Raw genomic sequence first — 19,942 nt, forward strand, 5'->3', positions numbered from 1 at the left:
GCGACTGGGCCTTTCTATAAGCCTTTTGAAGGGTCATGGCATGGAATATATCAGCTACTGCTACTATCTTGGCGTAGAAATGAATCTGGGTACCGTCCAGCTTAAGCGGATAACCGGTACCGTCTATTTTCTCATGATGCTGCAGGGCGGCCAGTCGGACACCTTCGTTAATGGCGGTAACATTACGCAGCAGCTGATAACCATAGGTAGTATGCCGGCGTACTTCCTCGACCTCGCTGCCTTTAAGCGGCTCCGGCTTCTGCAGCAGTGCCTCATCTACTTTTACGTTGCCTATATCATGCAGTAAGCCGGCAAACGCAGCCTGCATCCAGTCCTTCTGGGGATATCCGCACCACTGGGCAATCCTATATGATGTCAAAGCCGACAATACCGCGTTATGATAATTGTAATCCTGTTCAAACAAGACGCGCGGAGCAAACTTTAGGACATGATAATCCTTCAAATGGCTGATCAGCAGCTCCAGCTGACTCCGTAATTCATAAATGGGAAGTGCCACTGCCGCTGCAGAACGGTAACACTTCTTAATGAGCGCCAGCATTCTTTCATATTCATCATGGATAGGTGAGTTGCTCTTGGCAAGCACGGATTCATTAATAAGAGAGCCTGTTTTGACCGCCTGCTGCTTCACTGCCTGTTTGGCGCCCTCTGGTGCTGTGTCTTCACCCTGGGCCCCTTCTATCTCAACCTGTCCAATTAAAAAGGCCTGCAGAACCTCTATATCGCGCGGAAGGATTATTTTCCCTTTGGAGAAGAGAACCCCTCCCAGTGGTGTTATAACATCCTTAATGATTTTTGAGCCTACTTTTATTTCTGTAACGGATACGTTTGGCATAAATTCAGCCCCTTTATTTCTGTAACACCATTTGTTCTTTAATTATAGTATGTAACCTGACAAGCGACTAGATAGCAGAAACCCTATTCCTTAAATAAAAAGCATGAGCTTCTGGAATCAGAAACTCATGCTCTGCCTGCAAATACTTACTCCTGTTCGTCCGCCTCATCATCAGCAACGGATTCAGGCTGGATATCTTCGCCTTCTTCTAGGACTACAGCACTTTGAATTTCTTCGCCGTCCTCGTGTTCAGGCAATTCATCTTCCTCTTTATCCGCTCTGCACAGCGTAGCAACCGCATCATCCTCACGGATGTTGATCAGCTTAACGCCCTGGGCGTAACGTCCCATTGTCGAAATGCCGTCCATACTGGTCCGGATCAGTGTACCGCTTGTAGTTATAATCATCAGGTCCTCGTCACGCTTAACAACCTTAAGCCCGACTACCGGACCATTCTTGTCTGTAAGGTTAATCGTCTTGATACCTTTACCGCCGCGGGTCTGGGAACGATAATCGCCGGCAGGCGTCCGTTTACCATAGCCCTTGGTTGTAACGATCAGCACTTCAAGCTCTTTATCCACACAGTCCATGCCGATGACATGGTCATTATCGTCGAGTGTAATTCCTTTAACCCCGGTGGCGCTCCGGCCCATTGAACGGACATCATTCTCTGAGAAGGTAATCGACATCCCGCGGGCAGTACCTATAATCAGATCCTGCTCACCATCAGTCAGCTTCACCTCAATAAGTGAATCCTCTTCACGGAGATTAATCGCGATCAGGCCGCCCTTACGGATATTGTTGTAATCCTCCAGGGGAGTCTTCTTCACAATCCCCTCACGGGTAGCAAAGAACAGGTACTTGTCACTGTCCGCATCCTCTACCTGGATTACCGCGCTGATCTTCTCACCCTGCTCAATTTGAATCAGGTTGATAATCGGCGTTCCCCGGGCAGTCCGGCCAAGCTCCGGAATCTCATAGGCTTTGATCCGGTACACTTTACCCTTATCCGTGAAGAACATCAGATAGTTATGGGAATTACTCACGAAGAGATGCTCCACAAAGTCCTGATCCTTGGTGTCCATCCCTATAACCCCGCGGCCGCCGCGCTTCTGGCTGCGGTAGGTGCTGACCGGCAGACGCTTGATATAGCCGGTATGGGTAATCGTAATAACAACCTCTTCACGCGGAATCAAGTCTTCGTCGAGAATGCTTTCTTCTCCGACCGTAATTTCCGTACGGCGGTCATCGGAGTACTTATCACGAATTTCCTGCAGCTCATTGCTGATAATCTCCAGAACGAGATGCTCGTTAGCCAGAATTTCACGGTACTCGGCAATTTTGGCCAGAAGTTCGTTATATTCATTCTCAATTTTCTCACGTTCCAGACCAGTCAGGCGCTGCATCCGCATGTCGAGGATGGCCTGAGCCTGCTCAACGCTTAGGCTGAAGGTTTCCATCAGGCCTTCACGGGCAATATCTGTCGTGCGCGAAGCGCGGATCAGGGCAATAACTTCATCCAGATGATCGAGGGCAATACGCAGACCTTCCAGAATATGTGCCCGTGCTTCCGCTTTCTTCAGGTCAAATATGGTCCGGCGGCGGATAACTTCGATCTGATGCTGCAGATAATGATACAGCACATCACGCAGGTTCAGAATCTTCGGTTCATTCCCTACGATAGCCAGCATATTGATCCCGAAGGTAGACTGCATAGAGGTATGCTTGTACAGGTTGTTAAGTACAACACTCGGGTTCACATCCCGGCGCATTTCAATAACAACGCGCATTCCTGTGCGGTCAGATTCATCACGCAGATCCGTAATGCCTTCGATACGCTTCTCACGCACCAATTCAGCAATCTTCTCTACGAGTCTGGCCTTATTAACCTGATAAGGCAGCTCATGCACAATAATCCGTGCTTTACCGTTATTCTCTTCGATCGTCGCTTTGGCACGCATGGTAACCGATCCGCGTCCTGTGCGGTAAGCCTGACGGATTCCTTCACGGCCCAATATATAACCGGCTGTCGGGAAATCCGGGCCTTGAATATATTCCATTAGCTCCATAGGCGTAATATCAGGATTCTTAATCATGGCCTGCACACCGTCAATAACCTCACCCAGGTTATGCGGAGGGATATTAGTGGCCATACCGACCGCAATACCGGATACTCCGTTTACAAGCAGGTTCGGATAACGCGCAGGCAATACTACAGGCTCATTCTCTTCACCGTCATAGTTGGGAGCGAAATCAACTGTTTCTTTGTTCAGATCGCGGAGCATTTCTCCGGCAATCTTGGACAGCCTTGCTTCGGTATACCGCATCGCAGCTGCCATATCCCCGTCAATGGAACCGAAGTTTCCGTGTCCGTCTACGAGCATATAACGCATGGAGAAATCCTGGGCCATACGTACCATCGTCTCATATACGGCGGAGTCTCCGTGAGGATGATACTTACCGATAACCTCACCGACGATTCTCGCTGACTTTTTATGAGGTTTATCCGAGGACATTCCAAGTTCCGACATCGCAAACAAAATGCGCCGGTGAACAGGCTTAAGTCCGTCCCGCACATCCGGCAAAGCCCGGCTTACAATGATGCTCATCGCATAATCCATGAAGGATTCGCGCATTTCCGCACCAATGTCCCGGTCTTTGATTTGCGGGTTATTTTGTTCAGCCATGAGTTGCTGGACCTCCTTCAGTTAAAAACCGCTACCCTTAATTATATTACTTTCACAAAAGCAGCACAATTAAACCTGATAGCCTTTTATCTTCTATATTGATTTTCTTTTAGTACGGATAAGGGTATACGCCCTTTCCGCTGGTGCCTCCAGTACATAGACTGTAAAGACAAGAAGAATGGCTCTATAACCCCGTTTTCGTCCAAAAAGGCATAACCCCATATCCTTATATTATAACATTGTTTAGTTAGCTTGTCCTGAAAATTCGTTGTAGAACAATACTTAGGAGGCAGAAAATGAGGATTCAGCGTGTGTCCAGCAAATGGGCCAAAACAAAAGTCATTCTGCAGAATCGCCTGCTCTCAGTCTTCATTCCCGAAACACGCAAATACCGCCTGGAAGATTTGAAAGAGCTGCTCGGCATTTACGGAACGGTCTATATTAAACCGGACCGCGGCACCTATGGCAGCGGAGTGATGAGAGCCGAGCAGCGGGCTGTCCATTTAAGCCCAAGCGATCAGCAGCCGGATTTTGATGCCGGAGACGATGTGACTCCTGAAGCAGAGACCGAGCAACGGCTGATGTACATTTTGAGATATGCAAAAGATGCCGAGGTATTTAGCACACCGGAGGAGCTTCATGCAGCCATCCTGCCGAAGATTAAAGGCCGGACCTATCTGGTACAGCAAGGGATTGATCTGCTTCAGCATCAGGACCGCCCGTTTGACCTCCGGGTTCTGGCCCAGAAGAACCTGCGGGGCTGCTGGGAGACGACAGGCATGCTTGGCCGGGTAGCCGCACCACAGAAGGTAGTCACCAACTATCATAACGGCGGCAGCATTTTTCAGATAGATACCCTGTTTAAGGAGCATATGTCAGCTGCTGAAATGGCAGGTGCCCTGGAGCAGCTGAAATCACTGGGTGTAAGAATCGGGGCACAGCTTGAAACCGCCTATCCGGGCCTTAAAGAAATCGGACTTGATGTAGCCATAGATCAGCATCATGACCTCTGGCTGCTTGAGGTGAATACACTGCCCTCTATCATTGTCTTCAAAATGTTCCGGGACAAAAGCATCTACCGCAGAATTCACCGTTATGCAGTCGCTTATGGACGTTTGAAACGTTCCCGGCCGGCTGCCGGCCGCAGGCGAAGCGTAACGGGAAGGCGCTAGCACTCTCTCTTACGCCCATTCCAGACAAAAATAAAACCTCCGGCAAGTCCCTGATAGGGAGATAACCGGAGGTTTGTTATAGGGCTCTGCTTAAATATCGAGATTTCTGACAGACTGGGCATGCTCCTGAATAAAGTCACGGCGCGGCTCTACATTGTCACCCATCAGTGTATCAAAGATACTGTCAGCCAGCATAGCATCCTCGATCGTTACCTGAAGCATAGTACGGCTCTCAGGATCCATGGTAGTATCCCACAGCTGGGCAGCGTTCATCTCCCCCAGACCTTTGTAGCGCTGAACATTGACCTTCACGTTCTCGCCAAAGGTGGCGATAATTTCATCGCGTTCCTTCTCGCTCTGTGCATAGCGGATGACCTTGTTGCGTTCAATCTTGAACAGTGGCGGCTGGGCAATGTAGATATACCCGGCATCGACAATCTTCCGCATATAACGGTAGAAGAAGGTCAGCAGCAATGTTCTGATGTGGGCACCGTCGACGTCGGCATCGGTCATGATGACAACCTTATGATAACGCGCTTTACCGAGATCGAAATCATCGCTTATCCCGGTTCCAAGGGCGGTAATAATTGCCCGGATTTCGGCGTTGGACAAGATTCGGTCAAGCCGGGCTTTCTCTACGTTCAGAATCTTACCGCGCAGCGGCAGAATCGCCTGGAAGTGACGGTCACGGCCCTGCTTGGCCGAACCGCCGGCAGAGTCCCCTTCGACGATATACAGCTCACTGATCGATGCATCCTTCGAGGAGCAGTCAGCCAGCTTGCCCGGAAGGGCGCTGACCTCAAGCGCACTCTTGCGGCGTGTCAGCTCACGTGCTTTACGGGCCGCTTCGCGGGCACGGGAAGCCTGCAGTGACTTCTCAAGCACACGGCGTGAGACGGCCGGATTCTCTTCCAGGAACTCCTGCAGCTTCTCCCCAAACAGTGATTCTACAATTCCGCGGACTTCACTGTTACCGAGCTTCGTCTTAGTCTGGCCTTCGAACTGCGGCTCAGGAATTTTGACAGAGATAATCGCGGTCAGACCTTCACGCACATCATCTCCGGTCAGATTCTGGCTGCTGTCTTTAATGACCCCTGCCTTGCGGGCATAGTCATTAATGATACGGGTCAGAGCGCTCTTGAAGCCGGATTCATGCGTACCGCCCTCATGGGTATTGATATTATTCGCAAAGGAATAGATGTTCTCTGTGTATGAATCGTTATATTGGAGAGCCACTTCAACGGCAATCATATCCCGTGAGCCTTCCACGTAGATCGGTTCCTCATGCAGGGCTTCTTTTTTCTCGTTAAGGTATTTCACATACTCTACAATACCGCCGTCATACTTGAACGTATTGGAGACTCCAGTCCGTTCATCCAGCAGGGAAAGCTCAATCCCCTTGTTCAGGAAGGCAAGCTCCCGGATACGGGTAAGCAGCGTTGAATATTCAAAAACAGTCGTTTCGGTAAAAATCTCCGGATCCGGATGGAAGGTTGTAGTCGTACCAGTCTCCTCGGAATCTCCGATTACCTTGATATCGTACTGTGGTGCACCGCGTCTGTATTCCTGCCGGTAGGCATGGCCGTCACGTTTGACAGTGACCACTACCTTCTCAGACAGCGCGTTAACAACCGAGATCCCTACGCCGTGAAGACCGCCGGAAACCTTGTAACCCCCGCCGCCGAATTTACCGCCTGCATGCAGGACAGTCATTACTACTTCGAGCGTAGATTTCTTCAGCTTCACGTTCTCACCGACAGGAATACCCCGCCCGTTATCGATAACAGTCACACTGTTATCTTCATGGATAATGACTTGAATCCGGTCGCAAAAACCTGCCAGCGCCTCGTCGATACTATTATCGACAACCTCCCAGACCAAATGATGCAGACCTTTGGCGCTGGTGGAGCCGATGTACATGCCGGGACGTTTCCGAACCGCTTCCAGCCCTTCCAGTACCTGAATCTGGCTCTCATCATATGTCGGTTGATTCATTGACATGCCTTCACCTACTTCTTTCAGATTATCTCCTGTAACTGCCGGAACATTATATTTCTAACAAGATTTTGGCTCTTTTTTTGAGAGTGGAGGAGGATATAGGGGAGTAGTAGACAGTATTCTTGGTTACGACAATAGACTTCGCTTCCTCTTCACCAATGCGTTCCAGCTTTTTGTCCTGCTGGGAATGAGTCATGAATTGCTTCGATACCTTGGAAGATTTCTCAATCGAAATATCAAATATCGCAATCAGCTCTGAGGATCGAATAATTTTCTCTCCGCCCAAATGAATATACATGGTCTTCCTCCGCTCTTTATAGCTCCACTTTACCGCCGTGAACATGATACAGGCTCGCGCCCTTGAGTTTATCGGCATTCAGCCCCTCGACACCGGTAGCGGTGATGAAGGTCTGCACCTTGCTTTGAAAGGTTTCGATCAGTTGGGTCTGACGATAGGGATCAAGTTCGGACAAAACATCATCAAGAAGCAGCACAGGATATTCTCCGATTTCCTCATGGATCAGTTCAATTTCCGCCAGCTTGAGCGATAAAGCCGCCGTACGCTGCTGTCCCTGGGAGCCGTATACCTGCGCTTCTCTTCCGTTGATAAAAAAGGACAGGTCATCCCGATGGGGACCCGTCAGCGTCATGCCGCGCCTGATTTCCTGTTCTCTCGTTTGTGATAACTTTAACATAAATTTGTCCAATAAGACAGCTTCATCTTCCTCTTCGCGCTCACCAAAAGAAGGCACATAGAGCAGTTTCAGCTCTTCTCCGCCGTTTGTTATGCCGCGGTGGATGGTTTCTGCCCATATCTGCAGCTTCTTTATGAATTGTTTCCTTTTTTTGACGATTTTAACACCATGCTCTATAAGTTGGGCATCCCAAATCTCCAAAAGCTCCTTGCCGGCAGCCTCCTTACCCCATAGCTGCTTCAGCAGATTGCCCCTCTGGAGCAGAATTTTCTGGTATTGCTGGAGGTGAAACAGGTAGCTGGGCTGCACCTGGCCAATCTCCATATCGAGAAAGCGGCGCCGGATCCCGGGGGTTCCTTTGACAATCTCCAGATCCTCCGGCGCAAACATGACCACATTCAGGGAACCTACGAATTCACTGAGCCGGCGCTGCTCGAGTCCGTTAATCCGGGCTTTTTTACCCTGGGGGGACAAGGTCAGCTCCAGCTTAAGATCACCGTATTTGCGCTCCACCTCAGCTACAATCTGTGCCGAGCCGGCCGGTGCATCAAAAGATATGAGTTCCTTATCCTTGGAGGTGCGGTGGCTTTTGGTCATCGCCAGGACGAACAAAGCCTCCATGAGATTTGTTTTGCCCTGGGCGTTCTGGCCGAGAATAAGGTTCACATCGCCCAGGTTCTCTAGACGCAGCAGCCCGTAGTTGCGGTAATACTGCAGACCGATATTTTTGACAAACAAGACCCTGTCCTCCTTGGGGTATTACTCCTTGATCCCGCCGCCTTCAACTTCGAAAACGCCGTTATCCTGTACCTCTATCTTATCACCCGGGTAAAGCTTCCGGCCACGCCGTTCTTCCTTCTCCCCGTTCACAAGTACATGTCCTTCCTGCAGCAGCGCTTTGGCCATCCCGCCTGTGGATACGCAATCGGCGAGCTTCAAAAACTGGTCCAGCTTAATATATCCACTGTGGATAACTATTTTTTTCATCTTTTTGTTCCTTTCGGCCACTTATCCACAGGTCATGGACAGGGCATTAGTTAGTTGTACGGTAAGGCAGAATCACATACAGGCTGCGGCTTTCATCGAGCGGACGGAGAATAATCGGGCTCATCATTCCGGTGAAGGCGATCACAAGCTGCTCACTTTCTACTACCTTCAGCACATCGAGCATATATTTCGAGTTGAAGGAGATCCGCAGCGGCTCACCTTTGAAATCTATGACTTCCAGCTCTTCCCGTACCTTGCCCAGCTCGGACGAGCTCGAGGAGATTTCTACATCCCCGTTCTCGAGCGTCTGCATGCGGACAATGTTTGTTTTCTCTTCACGGGACAGCAAATAAGCACGGTCAATCGATTCGCTGAGTTTTTTTGTATCCAAAGTTAGTTCTGTTTTGTAGTTGGTTGGAATAATTCTAGAAGTATCCGGATAAATTCCGTCCAGGATCCGCGAATAGAACAGCACTTTGTCGATTTTGAACAGAACCTGGTTATCAGCTACGACAATATCCACCAGCATATTCTGGTCGGGAATGATTTTGCTCAGCTCGTTCAGCGTTTTGCCGGCAATAACAATATTCGCAAACTGGACATTCTCAGTTCCATCCAGATGGGCGGCCCGTGTCGCCAGGCGGTGGCGGTCGGTTGCTGTAAATTTAAATTCGTTATCGGTCAGATTCCACAGAATTCCCGTAAGAATCGGCGTTGTTTCCTGGGTGGAAATAGAGAAGGCGGTTTGCTTAATCATATTCTTCAGCAGGTCGCCGGGAAGTGAGATGGTTTCATTCTCTTCAATGCTTGGCAGAACAGGGAATTCTTCCGGGTCAAGACCGACGATCTGAATCTCCGTGGATCCGGAAGAGATATAGGTTTGAAAGCCTTCTTTAACTTCCATGTGGATTTCTTTGGAGGGGAGCTTCTTGATAATTTCGACAAAGAACTTGGCTGGAAGCACAACGCTGCCCGGCTGCTCTACTTTGACAATCGTATGGCTGTCATTCTCAGCGGGGATAAAGGACTGGATGGAGATATCCGTATCACTTGCGGTTAAGGTTACACCCTGATGGCTAACCTCAAACTTGATACCTGTCAGAATAGGTATTGTTGTTCTGCTTGAGATTGCTTTGGAGACATGGCCTATAGATTCGTTAAGTTCATTCTTGAGAATGCTGATTTTCATAATTTCACTCCTAGCTGAAAAGTTGGGAAATGGCACTGCGGATATCCTCTTTGAAACCTGCTCTTAGATGATGAATTATTATAGTTATTTAATAGTATTAGTAGTAGGGGCTCCGTTTATGTGGATAAGTCGCTCAAACAGCATAAAATTAAGCCTACCCACATGTGTATAGATTGTGTATAGGCTCTTAGTTCCTCTTAGGAAGGATTTTTAATTTTCTCCGAAAGATTATTTACCACTTTGTACAACTCCTGGTCCACCTTTAATTGCTGCGTAATCTTCTCATGGGCATGAATAACGGTTGTATGATCGCGTCCCCCGAAGGCTTCACCAATTTTTGGCAGCGAATAATCCGTCAGCTCACGGGAGAGATACATGGCGATCTGCCTTGGAAAAGCAACAGCCTTCGTGCGTTTCCGCGCTTTGAAATCCTCCATGCGCAAATTGTAGTATTCGCCGACTTTTTGCTGAATGTCGTTAATGGTGATCATCTTCGGACGGCTGGACGGAATAATATCCTTCAGTGCTTCAGCTGCCAGATGCGTTGTCACATCCTGATTCGTCAGTGAGGAATAGGCTACAACACGGATCAGCGCGCCTTCGAGCTCGCGGATATTCGTATCAATCTGATTAGCGATATACATCATCGCTTCATTCGGGATATCCAGGTTCTCCGCTTTGGCCTTCTTCCGCAGAATTGCAATCCGCGTCTCCAGATCCGGAGGCTGAATATCTGTAATCAGTCCCCATTCGAACCGTGAGCGCAGCCGTTCTTCCAGCGTGGGGATTTCCTTCGGCGGCCGGTCGCTTGAAATGATAATTTGCTTGCGTTCTTCATGAAGCGCATTGAACGTATGGAAAAATTCCTCCTGCGTTGACTCCTTGCCGGCCAGGAATTGAATGTCGTCAATCAGCAAAATGTCAACATTGCGGTATTTGTTACGGAAGCTCTCACCGCGGTTGTCACGGATCGAGTTAATGAATTCATTCGTAAATTTCTCGGACGAGATGTAAATTACCTTGTTATTGGGGTTATGCTCCAGCACATAGTGGCCGATGGCATGCATTAAGTGAGTCTTTCCGAGCCCTACGCCCCCGTATAAAAACAAAGGATTGTAAGCTTTAGCCGGTGCTTCGGCTACGGCCAGCGAGGCTGCATGCGCAAACCGGTTGCCTGAACCGATAACGAACGTATCAAAAGTGTATTTGGGATTGAGCAAATGCGTCTGTGCTTCTTCGCGGGATACCGCGGGAGAGGGCGCCAGCTGTTGGACTACAGGCTCAGAGGGCTTGTTCTCTTCAATTACAAATTTGACGTCAACCTGTTGTCCGGTGACCTCATACACTGTAGCTCCTACCAGTTTGGTGTAGCGACTTTCCAGCCATTCTACGGCAAAAGTTGTAGGCGCCGAGATGATCAGGGCCTGAGGGCTGAAGCTTAATGCCTTCGTCGCCTTAAACCAGGTATCAAAGCTCGGCTTGCTTAGTTTGGTTTGAATAATCGATAAAATTTGCTGCCATAATTCGGAAGTATGGCTGTCCACAGACTGTCACTCCTTTAAATCTTCCAAATGTGGCGTCAGCCATGAAGTGGAAATGTCGAAGAAAATGGGTTGTTGCTGAATCTTATCCCCAATATGCAATATCAAGAGACAAAAAAATATGGATAAATTTGAATTGTTCACAACTTTATCCACAGCTTGTTGATAATATATTGAACAAACAAATCTATTCACATTCAAAAGTAATACCATCATAGCAAAAGCCCCCTTGTTTTTCAATGAGCCGCGCTATTTTATCCACAAATTCAATCACTTGTGTATAATTTTTACGAACACCACTACATATTGTTGATAATTTGTTTACCGTTCGACAGGTTCCGTCAACGGTTCGATATTTTTATACACAGGTTGTGCTCAGCTGTGTGCATCCGGCAATTTTTTTTGATCACAGGTGGATAACTGGACAAGCCTGTGGATTATTATTTTGAACAAATGCAATGTGGATAAGGCGCTAAGATGAAACTGTGGGGAACGGAAACCGCCTGGGGATAGCGGAGGTGAGGCAGCCGCAGTCAGTGCAGAAAATAAAAAGAGGGAGGAAGATGACTAGGTTGACTTTTGCCATGATTATATGTTTAAATATATAAAGGTGTTTTCTGTGAGGATATGTCTCCAAATTTAATTGATGATACTTGTAGATACTGTCCCTACTCTAAGGACGGCTTAGTCCGTTTCTGCTTATATGACAGTAATTAAGATCCTGTAAGGGAGGTGCAATACATGAGACCGACGTTCAAACCGAATGTGAGCAAACGCAAAAAGGTGCATGGTTTCCGCAAAAGAATGAGCACGAAAAACGGCCGTAAAGTGCTGGCAGCCCGCCGCCTTAAAGGCAGAAAAGTTTTGAGTGCGTAAGTTAGGCCGCTAGGGACCACTGCTGTGGTCCTTTTTTAAAAGATATGTATTTATCTGTTTCGGGGTCCCCGCAAAGAGCCTGTGTAACCATTGAAGCTAAAGCCCCACTTGTGTGGGGTTATTTTCATGGAGCCTTCCAGGAGATCTGGATCAGGCATCCTTACAAAGGCCGCATCTGCGGGGCTTTTTTGATTTTAAGTGAAGGCAGCGGATACATTAATTGTTTCTCTTCTATATATAGCGCCGAAATGGATGCTGTCCGCAGAGCGGTGGATGACCGCTTCTTCTGCTGCTACAAATACATGTTTGGCTCTGCAGAGGCTGCCTCCGATACTGCGGGGCTTTTTTTGAAACTGTCCTGCGGCGGCAGGTGCTGACTGTATTTGCTGCTCCGGTAGCAGCTGTTTATGGCATCCTCTGACTGACTATACTAATTAAGAAGAAAAAATTCCGGATTCCGGATCCATTCCGCCCGGTATTTAAATAGGAGATTACCGTGCACAAAAGTTTACGTTTACGAAACCGTGCCGACTTCAGCCGGGTCTACCGTCACGGAAAGTCATTCGCCAATCATCAGTTTGTGGTGTACTGGTTCCCCCGAAGAGAGGTCGAGCGCTTCCGGGTAGGGATATCTGTAAGCAAAAAGGTTGGAAATGCTGTGGTCCGCAACCGGATGAGAAGGCTGGTGAAGGAGATTGTACGTCATCACGAACCGGAAATTACCGGCGGGCTGGACATGGTATTCATCGTAAGAAAAGGAGCTCTTTCCAAGGATTACGGCGAGCTTGAGAACAGTGTGCTTCATGTGCTTCGTAAAGCCAAGCTGCTCAAGGCTTTGCGCAAGTAAGCGGGCCGGAAGAGGCTTGTTTATTTGTATCCATAATTATGTTATGATTTACGGTGCAATGGAATGTTTATGAGAGGGGTTTTGAAGTGTCTCTAATGAAGACTAAGCGAGGAAAAATGTTTCTTCTCCTCGGGTTAATGGTTCTAATGATCGCTGTTCTGTCGGGATGCTCTCCGTCTGCGGCAACAGTGACGCACACTACGGAGGATTTGAAAAATGGAGGCTTCTGGCAAAGTAATGTTGTTTATTATTTCGCCATTGCACTGGATACGTTTGCGAAGTGGTTTAACGGCCAGTATGGTTTAGCCGTCCTTGTAATGGTTATCATCGTGCGTACGCTTATTTTGCCGCTTACTATTAAGCAAGTGAAGAGCTCGCGTGCAATGCAGGCCATTCAGCCGCAACTTGAGAAGATTAAGAAAAAATATAAAGATGAGCCGGAAAAGGTACAGCAGGAAACCATGCGCCTCTTCCAGGAGAATAAGGTTAATCCGATGGCCGGCTGTCTGCCGCTGATTGTGCAAATGCCGATCTTCATCGCACTGTACAATTCAATTTACTACAACCCGGACCTTCGATTGCATGACTTCCTGTGGCTGCAGCTCGGCAAGCCCGACCATCTGTTCATACTGCCGCTTCTGGCCGCTGCTACAACATTCATTCAGACTCGTATGATGACCAAGATGAACCCGGTACAACAGCAAGGCCCAATGCAGTTCATGATGATGGTATATCCGGTTCTGATTTTCATCATGTCCTACAACTTCCCGGCTGCGCTTCCGCTGTACTGGTTCTATAGTAACTTGTACACCATTATTCAGAACTACTTCTTGTACCGCAACAACGACAAGCATAAAGCGGCAGTTGCTGCTGCCAGCGCTGCTGCAGATGCCGAAGAAGCAAGACTGGCTAAGAGCAAAAAGAGCAATGCCAATACCCGCAAGGATGTTACGCCTGCTGCTGCTAAAGGCAACGGCGGTAACGGAAAGAAGGGGGCCAAAAAGTCAAAATGAGCAAAGTCGTCGCGACAGGGAAAACCATTGAAGAAGCTGTAGAACGGGGACTTAATCAGCTTGGAGTTCACAAGGACCGGGTAACGGTCAACGTACTTGAACAGCCGTCAAAAGGATTCCTTGGATTGATCGGTGCGAAGGGAGCCAAGGTAGAATTAACCTTGATTCCTGAAGCCGCACCGGTATCAGCGGCGAGTGCTCCGCTACTGTCTCAGCAGTCAACAAGAGAGAGCAACCAGGAGGCTATCAGCGGCGCACCGCGCCAAGATTCCGGACACCCGGTGGAGGAAGCTTACGGGCAGGCCGTTCAATTCATTGTGGATGTCGCCAAGAGCATGGGGCTCGAGGTGGAAGTAGAAATCGTTCATACCAAGGAATCGACTGTTCTGCAAATATCCGGTCCGGATCTGGGGCTGCTGATTGGCAGAAGAGGACAAACTCTCGATGCTCTGCAGTATTTGGCTAATATTGTTGCCAACCGTTATTCTGACAGCTTCATCCGTCTTGTGCTCGATGCGGAGAACTTCCGTGAGCGCCGCAAGAAGACACTTGAGGAGCTGGCAGACCGGCTGGCCGGGCGTGTGGTCCGGACCCGTAAAGAGGTTGTACTGGAGCCCATGTCCCCGCAGGAACGCAAGATTATTCATTCCCGTTTACAGGATCACCGGCAGGTTAACACGCTCAGCAAGGGTGAAGAGCCGAACCGCCGCGTCGTTATAACATTGAAGTAGTTCTATATGCCGCAATGACTCCTTGACCTATGCGAGGAGTCATTGTTTTTTTGAATAGAAGAAATCAAGCCCGAGGTGAATAACAACATGCTTAGTGATACTATTGCTGCTGTATCGACAGCGCTCGGTGAAGGCGGAATCGCCATCATCCGGGTTAGCGGACCGCAGGCAATTTCCCAGGTAGCCCCATTGTTTCATAGCCGTATCCCCCTGACAGAGGCTGAGTCACATACGGTGCAATACGGTCATATCGTAAGCCCGCAGGACGGGGAACGGATGGAGGAAGTGCTTGTAACGGTCATGAAGGGACCACGTTCCTTCACTACTGAAGATGTGGTGGAGATCAGCGCCCATGGCGGTGTAATCTCCGTCAGAAGAGTGATGGACCTATTGCTGCAGCAGGAGATCCGGCTGGCTGAGCCGGGGGAATTCACCAAACGTGCATTTCTCGGCGGACGGATTGATCTTTCACAGGCGGAAGCAGTGATTGACCTGATCCGTTCCAAATCAGACCGGGCATTCTCGGTTGCTCTGAAGCAGGTCAGCGGTTCGCTGTCAGCGCGGATTCATGAGCTTCGCCATACCCTGATTGAGACGCTGGCCCATATCGAAGTTAATATAGACTATCCCGAACATGATGTAGAATCGTTAACAGCTGATTTCATTAAGGATAAGAGTCAAGAGGTTATGGAAGGCATTAATAAGCTGCTTAAGACAGCTAATGAAGGAAAGATTCTGCGCGAAGGGATTACAACAGCAATTGTAGGAAGGCCTAATGTAGGGAAGTCCTCACTGCTTAACGCGCTTGCCCGCGACAACAAAGCGATTGTAACCGATATTCCGGGAACAACGCGTGATGTAATAGAGGAGTATGTTACGATTAATAATATCCCCCTCAAGCTGCTGGATACGGCTGGTATCCGTGAAACGATGGATATTGTAGAGAAAATCGGCGTCGAACGCTCGAAGGCTGCTTTTAGCGATGCTGATCTTATTCTGCTTGTGCTGAACGCTAATGAAGAGCTGCATGAGGATGAGCTGGCACTTATGGAACAAATCCACGGTAGACAAGCCCTCATCATCATGAATAAAATGGACTTACCGTCCCGTTTGGACAAGGAGAAGCTTTACTCCTTTTTTGAGGAGTCCAGCATAGTTCCGATGTCTGTACTGGAGGAGGAGGGCCTGGATAAACTGGAAGAGGCGATCTCGGCACTCTTTTTCGGAGGCAAGCTGCAATCGGGAGATTTAACCTACGTAAGCAATGTAAGGCATATTGCACTGCTGAAGAAGGCACACAAATCACTGCAGGATGCCTATGAGGCTGCGGAGATGCTCATTCCTATAGATATGATTCAAATCGATGTGCGTCTGGCCTGGGAGCAGCTTGGTGAGATCATCGGGGACACCGCTGCCGACTCTTTGCTGGATCAGATTTTCTCGCAATTTTGCTTGGGTAAATAAAAGGAGGGAACAGCTATGAATTATGATGGAGGCAGCTATGATGTTATCGTCATTGGCGCCGGACATGCCGGCTGTGAAGCGGCACTGGCTGCGGCCCGGATGGGCTGCCGCACACTGATGATTACAATCAACCTGGATATGGTGGCGTTCATGCCATGTAACCCTTCCATTGGCGGACCTGCCAAGGGTCATGTGGTACGTGAGATTGATGCGCTGGGCGGTGAAATGGGCCGCAATATAGATAAGACCTTCATTCAGCTGCGGATGCTTAATACAGGCAAGGGGCCGGCTGTTCATGCACTTCGTGCACAGGCCGATAAGTACCTTTATCAGCATGCCATGAAGGAAACGATGGAAAAGACACCGAACCTGACCCTGCGCCAGGGAATGGTGGAAGAGCTGATTGTGGAGGACGGCCGCTGCGCTGGAGTGATCACGAAGACAGGCACGGTGTATCACAGCAAAACTGTAATTTTGACGACCGGAACGTATCTTCGGGGCAAAGTGATTATGGGTGAATTAACCTATGAGAGCGGGCCGAATAATCAGCAGCCGTCAGTCCGTTTATCGGAAAATCTGCGTGAGCTTGGCTTTGATCTGGTCCGTTTCAAGACGGGAACACCGCCGCGTGTGCATAAGGACACCATAGACTTCTCAAAGACAGAGATTCAGCCGGGCGACGATAAACCGAAATTCTTTTCATTTGAAACGAAGTCATCCGATAATGAGCAGCTTCCTTGCTGGCTGACATACACGCAACCGGCCACACATCAGATTATTAATGATAACCTGCACCGTGCTCCGATGTTCACCGGGATTATTGAAGGAACGGGTCCGCGCTATTGCCCGTCGATTGAGGACAAGGTTGTCCGTTTCAGTGATAAATCGCAGCATCAGATCTTCCTGGAGCCGGAAGGAAAGAATACATCAGAATATTATGTGCAGGGTCTGTCTACCAGTCTGCCTGAAGATGTCCAGCTTGCTGTTCTACGGTCTATTCCCGGTATGGAAAAAGTAGAAATGATGCGCAACGGTTATGCGATAGAGTATGATGCAATGGTTCCTACACAGCTATGGCCATCGCTTGAAACCAAACGTCTGCCGGGGCTGTTCACGGCCGGACAGATTAATGGCACCTCCGGTTATGAAGAAGCAGCGGGACAAGGTGTGATTGCCGGAATTAATGCTGCACGTAAAGTGCAAGAGAAGGATGCGGTCATACTGGACCGTTCCCAAGGGTACATTGGTGTACTGATTGATGATCTGGTGACCAAAGGAACCAATGAGCCTTACCGGCTGCTGACCTCCCGTGCAGAATACCGGTTACTACTCCGCCATGATAATGCGGATCTGCGCCTGACGCCAATCGGCCATGAGATCGGACTGATTCCACAGCAGCGGTATGAAGCCTTCCTCGATAAAAAAGAACGGGTGGAACGTGAGATTATCCGCCTTCAAGAAACAAAGGTTAAACCTGTACAGGTAAATGAACTGCTTGCTGCTTATGATTCGGCTCCTATTGTTGACGGAAGCAATCTCTTGACCTTAATGCGCCGGCCTGAGATTCAATACAGCTTCGTAGACAGCGTATCTTCTGCTCCGGAAGAGCTCGATGATGAAATGAAGGAACAGGTTGAAATTCAAATTAAATATGCCGGCTATATTGAGAAACAGCTTCAGCATGTAGAAAAGCTGCAGAAGATGGAGAAAAAGAAGATCCCGGATGATATTAATTACAATGAGATTCATGGGCTTGCTATGGAAGCCCGGCAAAAGCTGACTAAAATCGCCCCAATCTCCATCGGTCAGGCTTCGCGTATCGGCGGGGTAACTCCGGCAGATATTTCGATCCTGCTAGTCTATTTGGAGCACTATAACCGGGTGACGGCTGCGAAAGGATAAATCATGGATAATACGGTTACTCAGTTCACTGCACTGCTTGGCGAGCGGGGGATACAGCTCACACCTAAGCAGCTTGAACAATTCGAGTCATACTTCCAGGAACTGATCTCCTGGAATGAGAAAATGAATCTTACGGGGATCACAGAACGAAGCCAAGTCTATACGAAGCATTTCTATGATTCGTTGACACTGGCCTTATACCTGAATATGGATGAAGTCAAGAGTCTGGCTGATATTGGCTCAGGAGCAGGTTTTCCCGGGATTCCGCTGAAAATTTGTTACCCGCATTTAAAGCTGACAATAGTTGATTCACTTAGTAAGCGAATCTCTTTCCTGCAGCATGTATGTGACAAGCTTGGACTAACCAATGTGCAGTTGATTCATGGACGGGCAGAGGATGTAGCCAAGCAGTTTGTACACCGTGATGCTTATGATGTAGTCACTGCGCGCGCAGTTGCGCGATTGGCGTTACTAAATGAATTCTGCCTTCCGTTTACCCGTAAGGATGGGATTTTTGCAGCGATGAAAGGCAGCGATCCGGCTGAAGAGCTGGCAGAGGCGAAACGCAGCTTCAAAGAGCTGAGGGCAGAACTACAGAAGGTGGAGTCCTTTAGTTTACCGGTAGAAGATTCGGCGCGGCATATTATTCTTGTCCGTAAAACTGGAGCGACACCGGCTAAATATCCGCGCAAAGCAGGAGTGCCGGCGAAATCGCCGCTGGTGTAATTGTTTCACGTGAAACAATCCTAATTGCAAAGTACGAGTTTCAGATCAAGCTCATTGAGAGATGAGCTTGTTTTTTTATATTATTTACTTCTGCTTATCTATTCGACACAAAGCATTAAATAAAGCCGATGATGACATTTGTGATCAACTATTTCCAGAGAAATGAGTGACTGAATGCAGAGTCTAGGCAGGAAAAATAGGTCTTTATGGAGAATAGGATTATGAGAGAAAAAGTGATAGAATACTATAGTAGATCTTTTCTGGAGGTTCTACGCTGTACGATGAGCTTTTCGCAAGAAAGGTTAACGGGATCGTACTAAAACGAAATTAGGTGGTTATGGACGGAATGAAAGAACAATTCACCAAGCTTTTTGGATTTAGCGAGCGGAGCAGCGGAGAAGAGATCAAACAAATCCCGGTTCATGAGGTTGTCAGCAGTCCATACCAGCCACGGACTATTTTTGATGATGACAAAATAGACGAACTGTGCCAGACTATCAAAACTCATGGAGTTATCCAGCCGATCGTTGTTCGTATGCGTGATTCCCAGTATGAGATTATTGCAGGCGAAAGACGATGGCGGGCAGTCAAAAAGCTGGGCTTGGATACCATTCCCGCCCTTGTCCGCGAGTTTAACGATTCTCAGGCAGCTTCAATCGCACTAATAGAAAATTTGCAGCGTGAAGGGCTAACTTCAATTGAAGAAGCCATTGCCTATCAGAAGCTGATAGATCTTCATCAATTAACACAGGAGAGCCTGGCCCAGCGGCTTGGTAAAAGCCAATCTACAATTGCCAACAAAATCCGTTTGCTGAATCTGCCCGAGCAGGTCAAAACCGCTTTAATGGAAAGAAAAATTACTGAACGCCATGCGCGTTCGCTGCTGTCTCTGGACAGTGAAGAGATGCAGCTAAAGGTTCTTGCTGAGATTATTGCCAAAGAACTGAATGTCAAACAAACCGAAGCGCGGATTGCCTTCTATAAGGAAGTTACGCAAATCAAAAAGTCAAAAAGGATATCTTACACTAAGGATGTCCGGCTGGCGCTAAATACAATCCGTCAATCCATAGATATGGTAACCGGCTCAGGAATGGAAATTAAGACCTCAGAGAATGACCGCGGCGATCATTATGAGATTGTCATCCAAATTCCAAAAAGATAAATGATTTCAAAAGCTGAAGGCGGCCTTGAGGTGATTGGCCGCCTTTTCTATGACTTGAACCGGACGTTGTCACATATTAAATAATGTACATTTGTCTAT

17 protein-coding genes (1 of these 17 cut by a window edge) are annotated in these 19,942 nt (G+C 48.4%); 9 read left to right on the forward strand and 8 right to left on the reverse strand.

The annotated features are described in order from the left end of the window. On the reverse strand, positions 1-853 hold the 5' portion of the coding sequence (locus LOS79_RS25045; protein WP_315413183.1) for an HD-GYP domain-containing protein. The gene continues 248 nt to the left of window position 1, outside the view; only the first 853 of its 1,101 coding nucleotides appear in the window; the start codon lies at positions 851-853; its stop codon lies beyond the left edge, outside the window. 146 nt (positions 854-999) lie between these two features. Further along, positions 1,000-3,540 carry a DNA gyrase subunit A gene (gene gyrA / locus LOS79_RS25050; RefSeq protein ID WP_315413185.1) on the reverse strand — a complete coding sequence of 847 codons (2,541 nt, stop codon included), beginning with the start codon at positions 3,538-3,540 and terminating at the stop codon, positions 1,000-1,002. A 296-nt stretch (positions 3,541-3,836) separates the two neighbouring features. Between gyrA and LOS79_RS25055 the strand changes: the two genes are divergently transcribed. Further along, on the forward strand, positions 3,837-4,712 hold the full coding sequence (locus LOS79_RS25055; RefSeq protein ID WP_315413187.1) for a YheC/YheD family protein: 876 nt from the start codon (positions 3,837-3,839) through the stop codon (positions 4,710-4,712). A 90-nt stretch (positions 4,713-4,802) separates the two neighbouring features. On the opposite strand, the gene gyrB is transcribed toward LOS79_RS25055, so the two are convergent. The 6 genes from gyrB to dnaA form a co-directional block, all read right to left on the reverse strand. Beyond that, positions 4,803-6,713: a DNA topoisomerase (ATP-hydrolyzing) subunit B gene (gene gyrB, locus LOS79_RS25060; RefSeq protein WP_315413189.1), complete on the reverse strand. Its 1,911-nt coding sequence runs from the start codon at positions 6,711-6,713 to the stop codon at positions 4,803-4,805. A gap of 46 nt (positions 6,714-6,759) precedes the next feature. Continuing rightward, positions 6,760-7,008 carry an extracellular matrix regulator RemB gene (gene remB, locus LOS79_RS25065; RefSeq protein ID WP_039295738.1) on the reverse strand — a complete coding sequence of 83 codons (249 nt, stop codon included), beginning with the start codon at positions 7,006-7,008 and terminating at the stop codon, positions 6,760-6,762. 16 nt (positions 7,009-7,024) lie between these two features. Continuing rightward, positions 7,025-8,143: a DNA replication/repair protein RecF gene (gene recF, locus LOS79_RS25070; protein WP_315413193.1), complete on the reverse strand. Its 1,119-nt coding sequence runs from the start codon at positions 8,141-8,143 to the stop codon at positions 7,025-7,027. A 21-nt stretch (positions 8,144-8,164) separates the two neighbouring features. After that, a complete protein-coding gene (yaaA, locus tag LOS79_RS25075) occupies positions 8,165-8,392 on the reverse strand; it encodes a S4 domain-containing protein YaaA (RefSeq protein ID WP_315413195.1) in 228 nt (75 codons plus the stop codon). A gap of 46 nt (positions 8,393-8,438) precedes the next feature. Further along, a complete protein-coding gene (gene dnaN / locus LOS79_RS25080; protein ID WP_315413197.1) occupies positions 8,439-9,581 on the reverse strand; it encodes a DNA polymerase III subunit beta in 1,143 nt (380 codons plus the stop codon). Between the two features lie 197 nt (positions 9,582-9,778). Further along, on the reverse strand, positions 9,779-11,125 hold the full coding sequence (gene dnaA, locus LOS79_RS25085) for a chromosomal replication initiator protein DnaA (RefSeq protein WP_315413198.1): 1,347 nt from the start codon (positions 11,123-11,125) through the stop codon (positions 9,779-9,781). A 738-nt stretch (positions 11,126-11,863) separates the two neighbouring features. Between dnaA and rpmH the strand changes: the two genes are divergently transcribed. From rpmH to noc, 8 genes are all read left to right on the forward strand, one after another. Next, a complete protein-coding gene (gene rpmH / locus LOS79_RS25090) occupies positions 11,864-11,998 on the forward strand; it encodes a 50S ribosomal protein L34 (protein ID WP_019914530.1) in 135 nt (44 codons plus the stop codon). 496 nt (positions 11,999-12,494) lie between these two features. Further along, complete coding sequence (gene rnpA / locus LOS79_RS25095) at positions 12,495-12,845, forward strand: ribonuclease P protein component (RefSeq protein ID WP_315413205.1); 351 nt, start codon at positions 12,495-12,497, stop codon at positions 12,843-12,845. Positions 12,846-12,931: 86 nt separating this feature from the next. After that, positions 12,932-13,858: a YidC/Oxa1 family membrane protein insertase gene (locus LOS79_RS25100; RefSeq protein WP_315413207.1), complete on the forward strand. Its 927-nt coding sequence runs from the start codon at positions 12,932-12,934 to the stop codon at positions 13,856-13,858. Continuing rightward, positions 13,855-14,589 (forward strand): RNA-binding cell elongation regulator Jag/EloR, encoded by a 735-nt coding sequence (gene jag / locus LOS79_RS25105; protein ID WP_315413209.1) that lies wholly within the window; start codon positions 13,855-13,857, stop codon positions 14,587-14,589. Before LOS79_RS25100 ends, jag begins: the two co-directional genes overlap by 4 nt. Before the next feature lie 87 nt (positions 14,590-14,676). Then, the gene (gene mnmE, locus LOS79_RS25110; RefSeq protein ID WP_315413211.1) at positions 14,677-16,053 is read left to right on the forward strand and encodes a tRNA uridine-5-carboxymethylaminomethyl(34) synthesis GTPase MnmE; all 1,377 of its coding nucleotides are present in this window, start codon (positions 14,677-14,679) and stop codon (positions 16,051-16,053) included. Between the two features lie 15 nt (positions 16,054-16,068). After that, the gene (gene mnmG / locus LOS79_RS25115; RefSeq protein WP_315413213.1) at positions 16,069-17,955 is read left to right on the forward strand and encodes a tRNA uridine-5-carboxymethylaminomethyl(34) synthesis enzyme MnmG; all 1,887 of its coding nucleotides are present in this window, start codon (positions 16,069-16,071) and stop codon (positions 17,953-17,955) included. 3 nt (positions 17,956-17,958) lie between these two features. Then, a complete protein-coding gene (rsmG, locus tag LOS79_RS25120) occupies positions 17,959-18,681 on the forward strand; it encodes a 16S rRNA (guanine(527)-N(7))-methyltransferase RsmG (RefSeq protein ID WP_315413214.1) in 723 nt (240 codons plus the stop codon). A gap of 346 nt (positions 18,682-19,027) precedes the next feature. Beyond that, positions 19,028-19,843, forward strand: a complete 816-nt coding sequence (gene noc, locus LOS79_RS25125) for a nucleoid occlusion protein (RefSeq protein ID WP_315413217.1) — start codon at positions 19,028-19,030, stop codon at positions 19,841-19,843. Positions 19,844-19,942 lie beyond the last annotated feature (99 nt).

The organism is Paenibacillus sp. MMS20-IR301, assembly GCF_032302195.1.
Taxonomy (GTDB): domain Bacteria; phylum Bacillota; class Bacilli; order Paenibacillales; family Paenibacillaceae; genus Paenibacillus_AQ.

Excerpts from the sequence above, each read along its gene's own strand:
- gyrB (WP_315413189.1), bottom strand. The coding sequence starts at position 6,713 with ATGTCAATGAATCAACCGACATATGATGAGAGCCAGATTCAGGTACTG.
- jag (WP_315413209.1), top strand. The coding sequence starts at position 13,855 with ATGAGCAAAGTCGTCGCGACAGGGAAAACCATTGAAGAAGCTGTAGAA.
- LOS79_RS25055 (WP_315413187.1), top strand. The coding sequence starts at position 3,837 with ATGAGGATTCAGCGTGTGTCCAGCAAATGGGCCAAAACAAAAGTCATT.
- rpmH (WP_019914530.1), top strand. The coding sequence starts at position 11,864 with ATGAGACCGACGTTCAAACCGAATGTGAGCAAACGCAAAAAGGTGCAT.
- mnmE (WP_315413211.1), top strand. The coding sequence starts at position 14,677 with ATGCTTAGTGATACTATTGCTGCTGTATCGACAGCGCTCGGTGAAGGC.
- remB (WP_039295738.1), bottom strand. The coding sequence starts at position 7,008 with ATGTATATTCATTTGGGCGGAGAGAAAATTATTCGATCCTCAGAGCTG.
- yaaA (WP_315413195.1), bottom strand. The coding sequence starts at position 8,392 with ATGAAAAAAATAGTTATCCACAGTGGATATATTAAGCTGGACCAGTTT.
- noc (WP_315413217.1), top strand. The coding sequence starts at position 19,028 with ATGAAAGAACAATTCACCAAGCTTTTTGGATTTAGCGAGCGGAGCAGC.
- rsmG (WP_315413214.1), top strand. The coding sequence starts at position 17,959 with ATGGATAATACGGTTACTCAGTTCACTGCACTGCTTGGCGAGCGGGGG.
- dnaN (WP_315413197.1), bottom strand. The coding sequence starts at position 9,581 with ATGAAAATCAGCATTCTCAAGAATGAACTTAACGAATCTATAGGCCAT.
- gyrA (WP_315413185.1), bottom strand. The coding sequence starts at position 3,540 with ATGGCTGAACAAAATAACCCGCAAATCAAAGACCGGGACATTGGTGCG.
- mnmG (WP_315413213.1), top strand. The coding sequence starts at position 16,069 with ATGAATTATGATGGAGGCAGCTATGATGTTATCGTCATTGGCGCCGGA.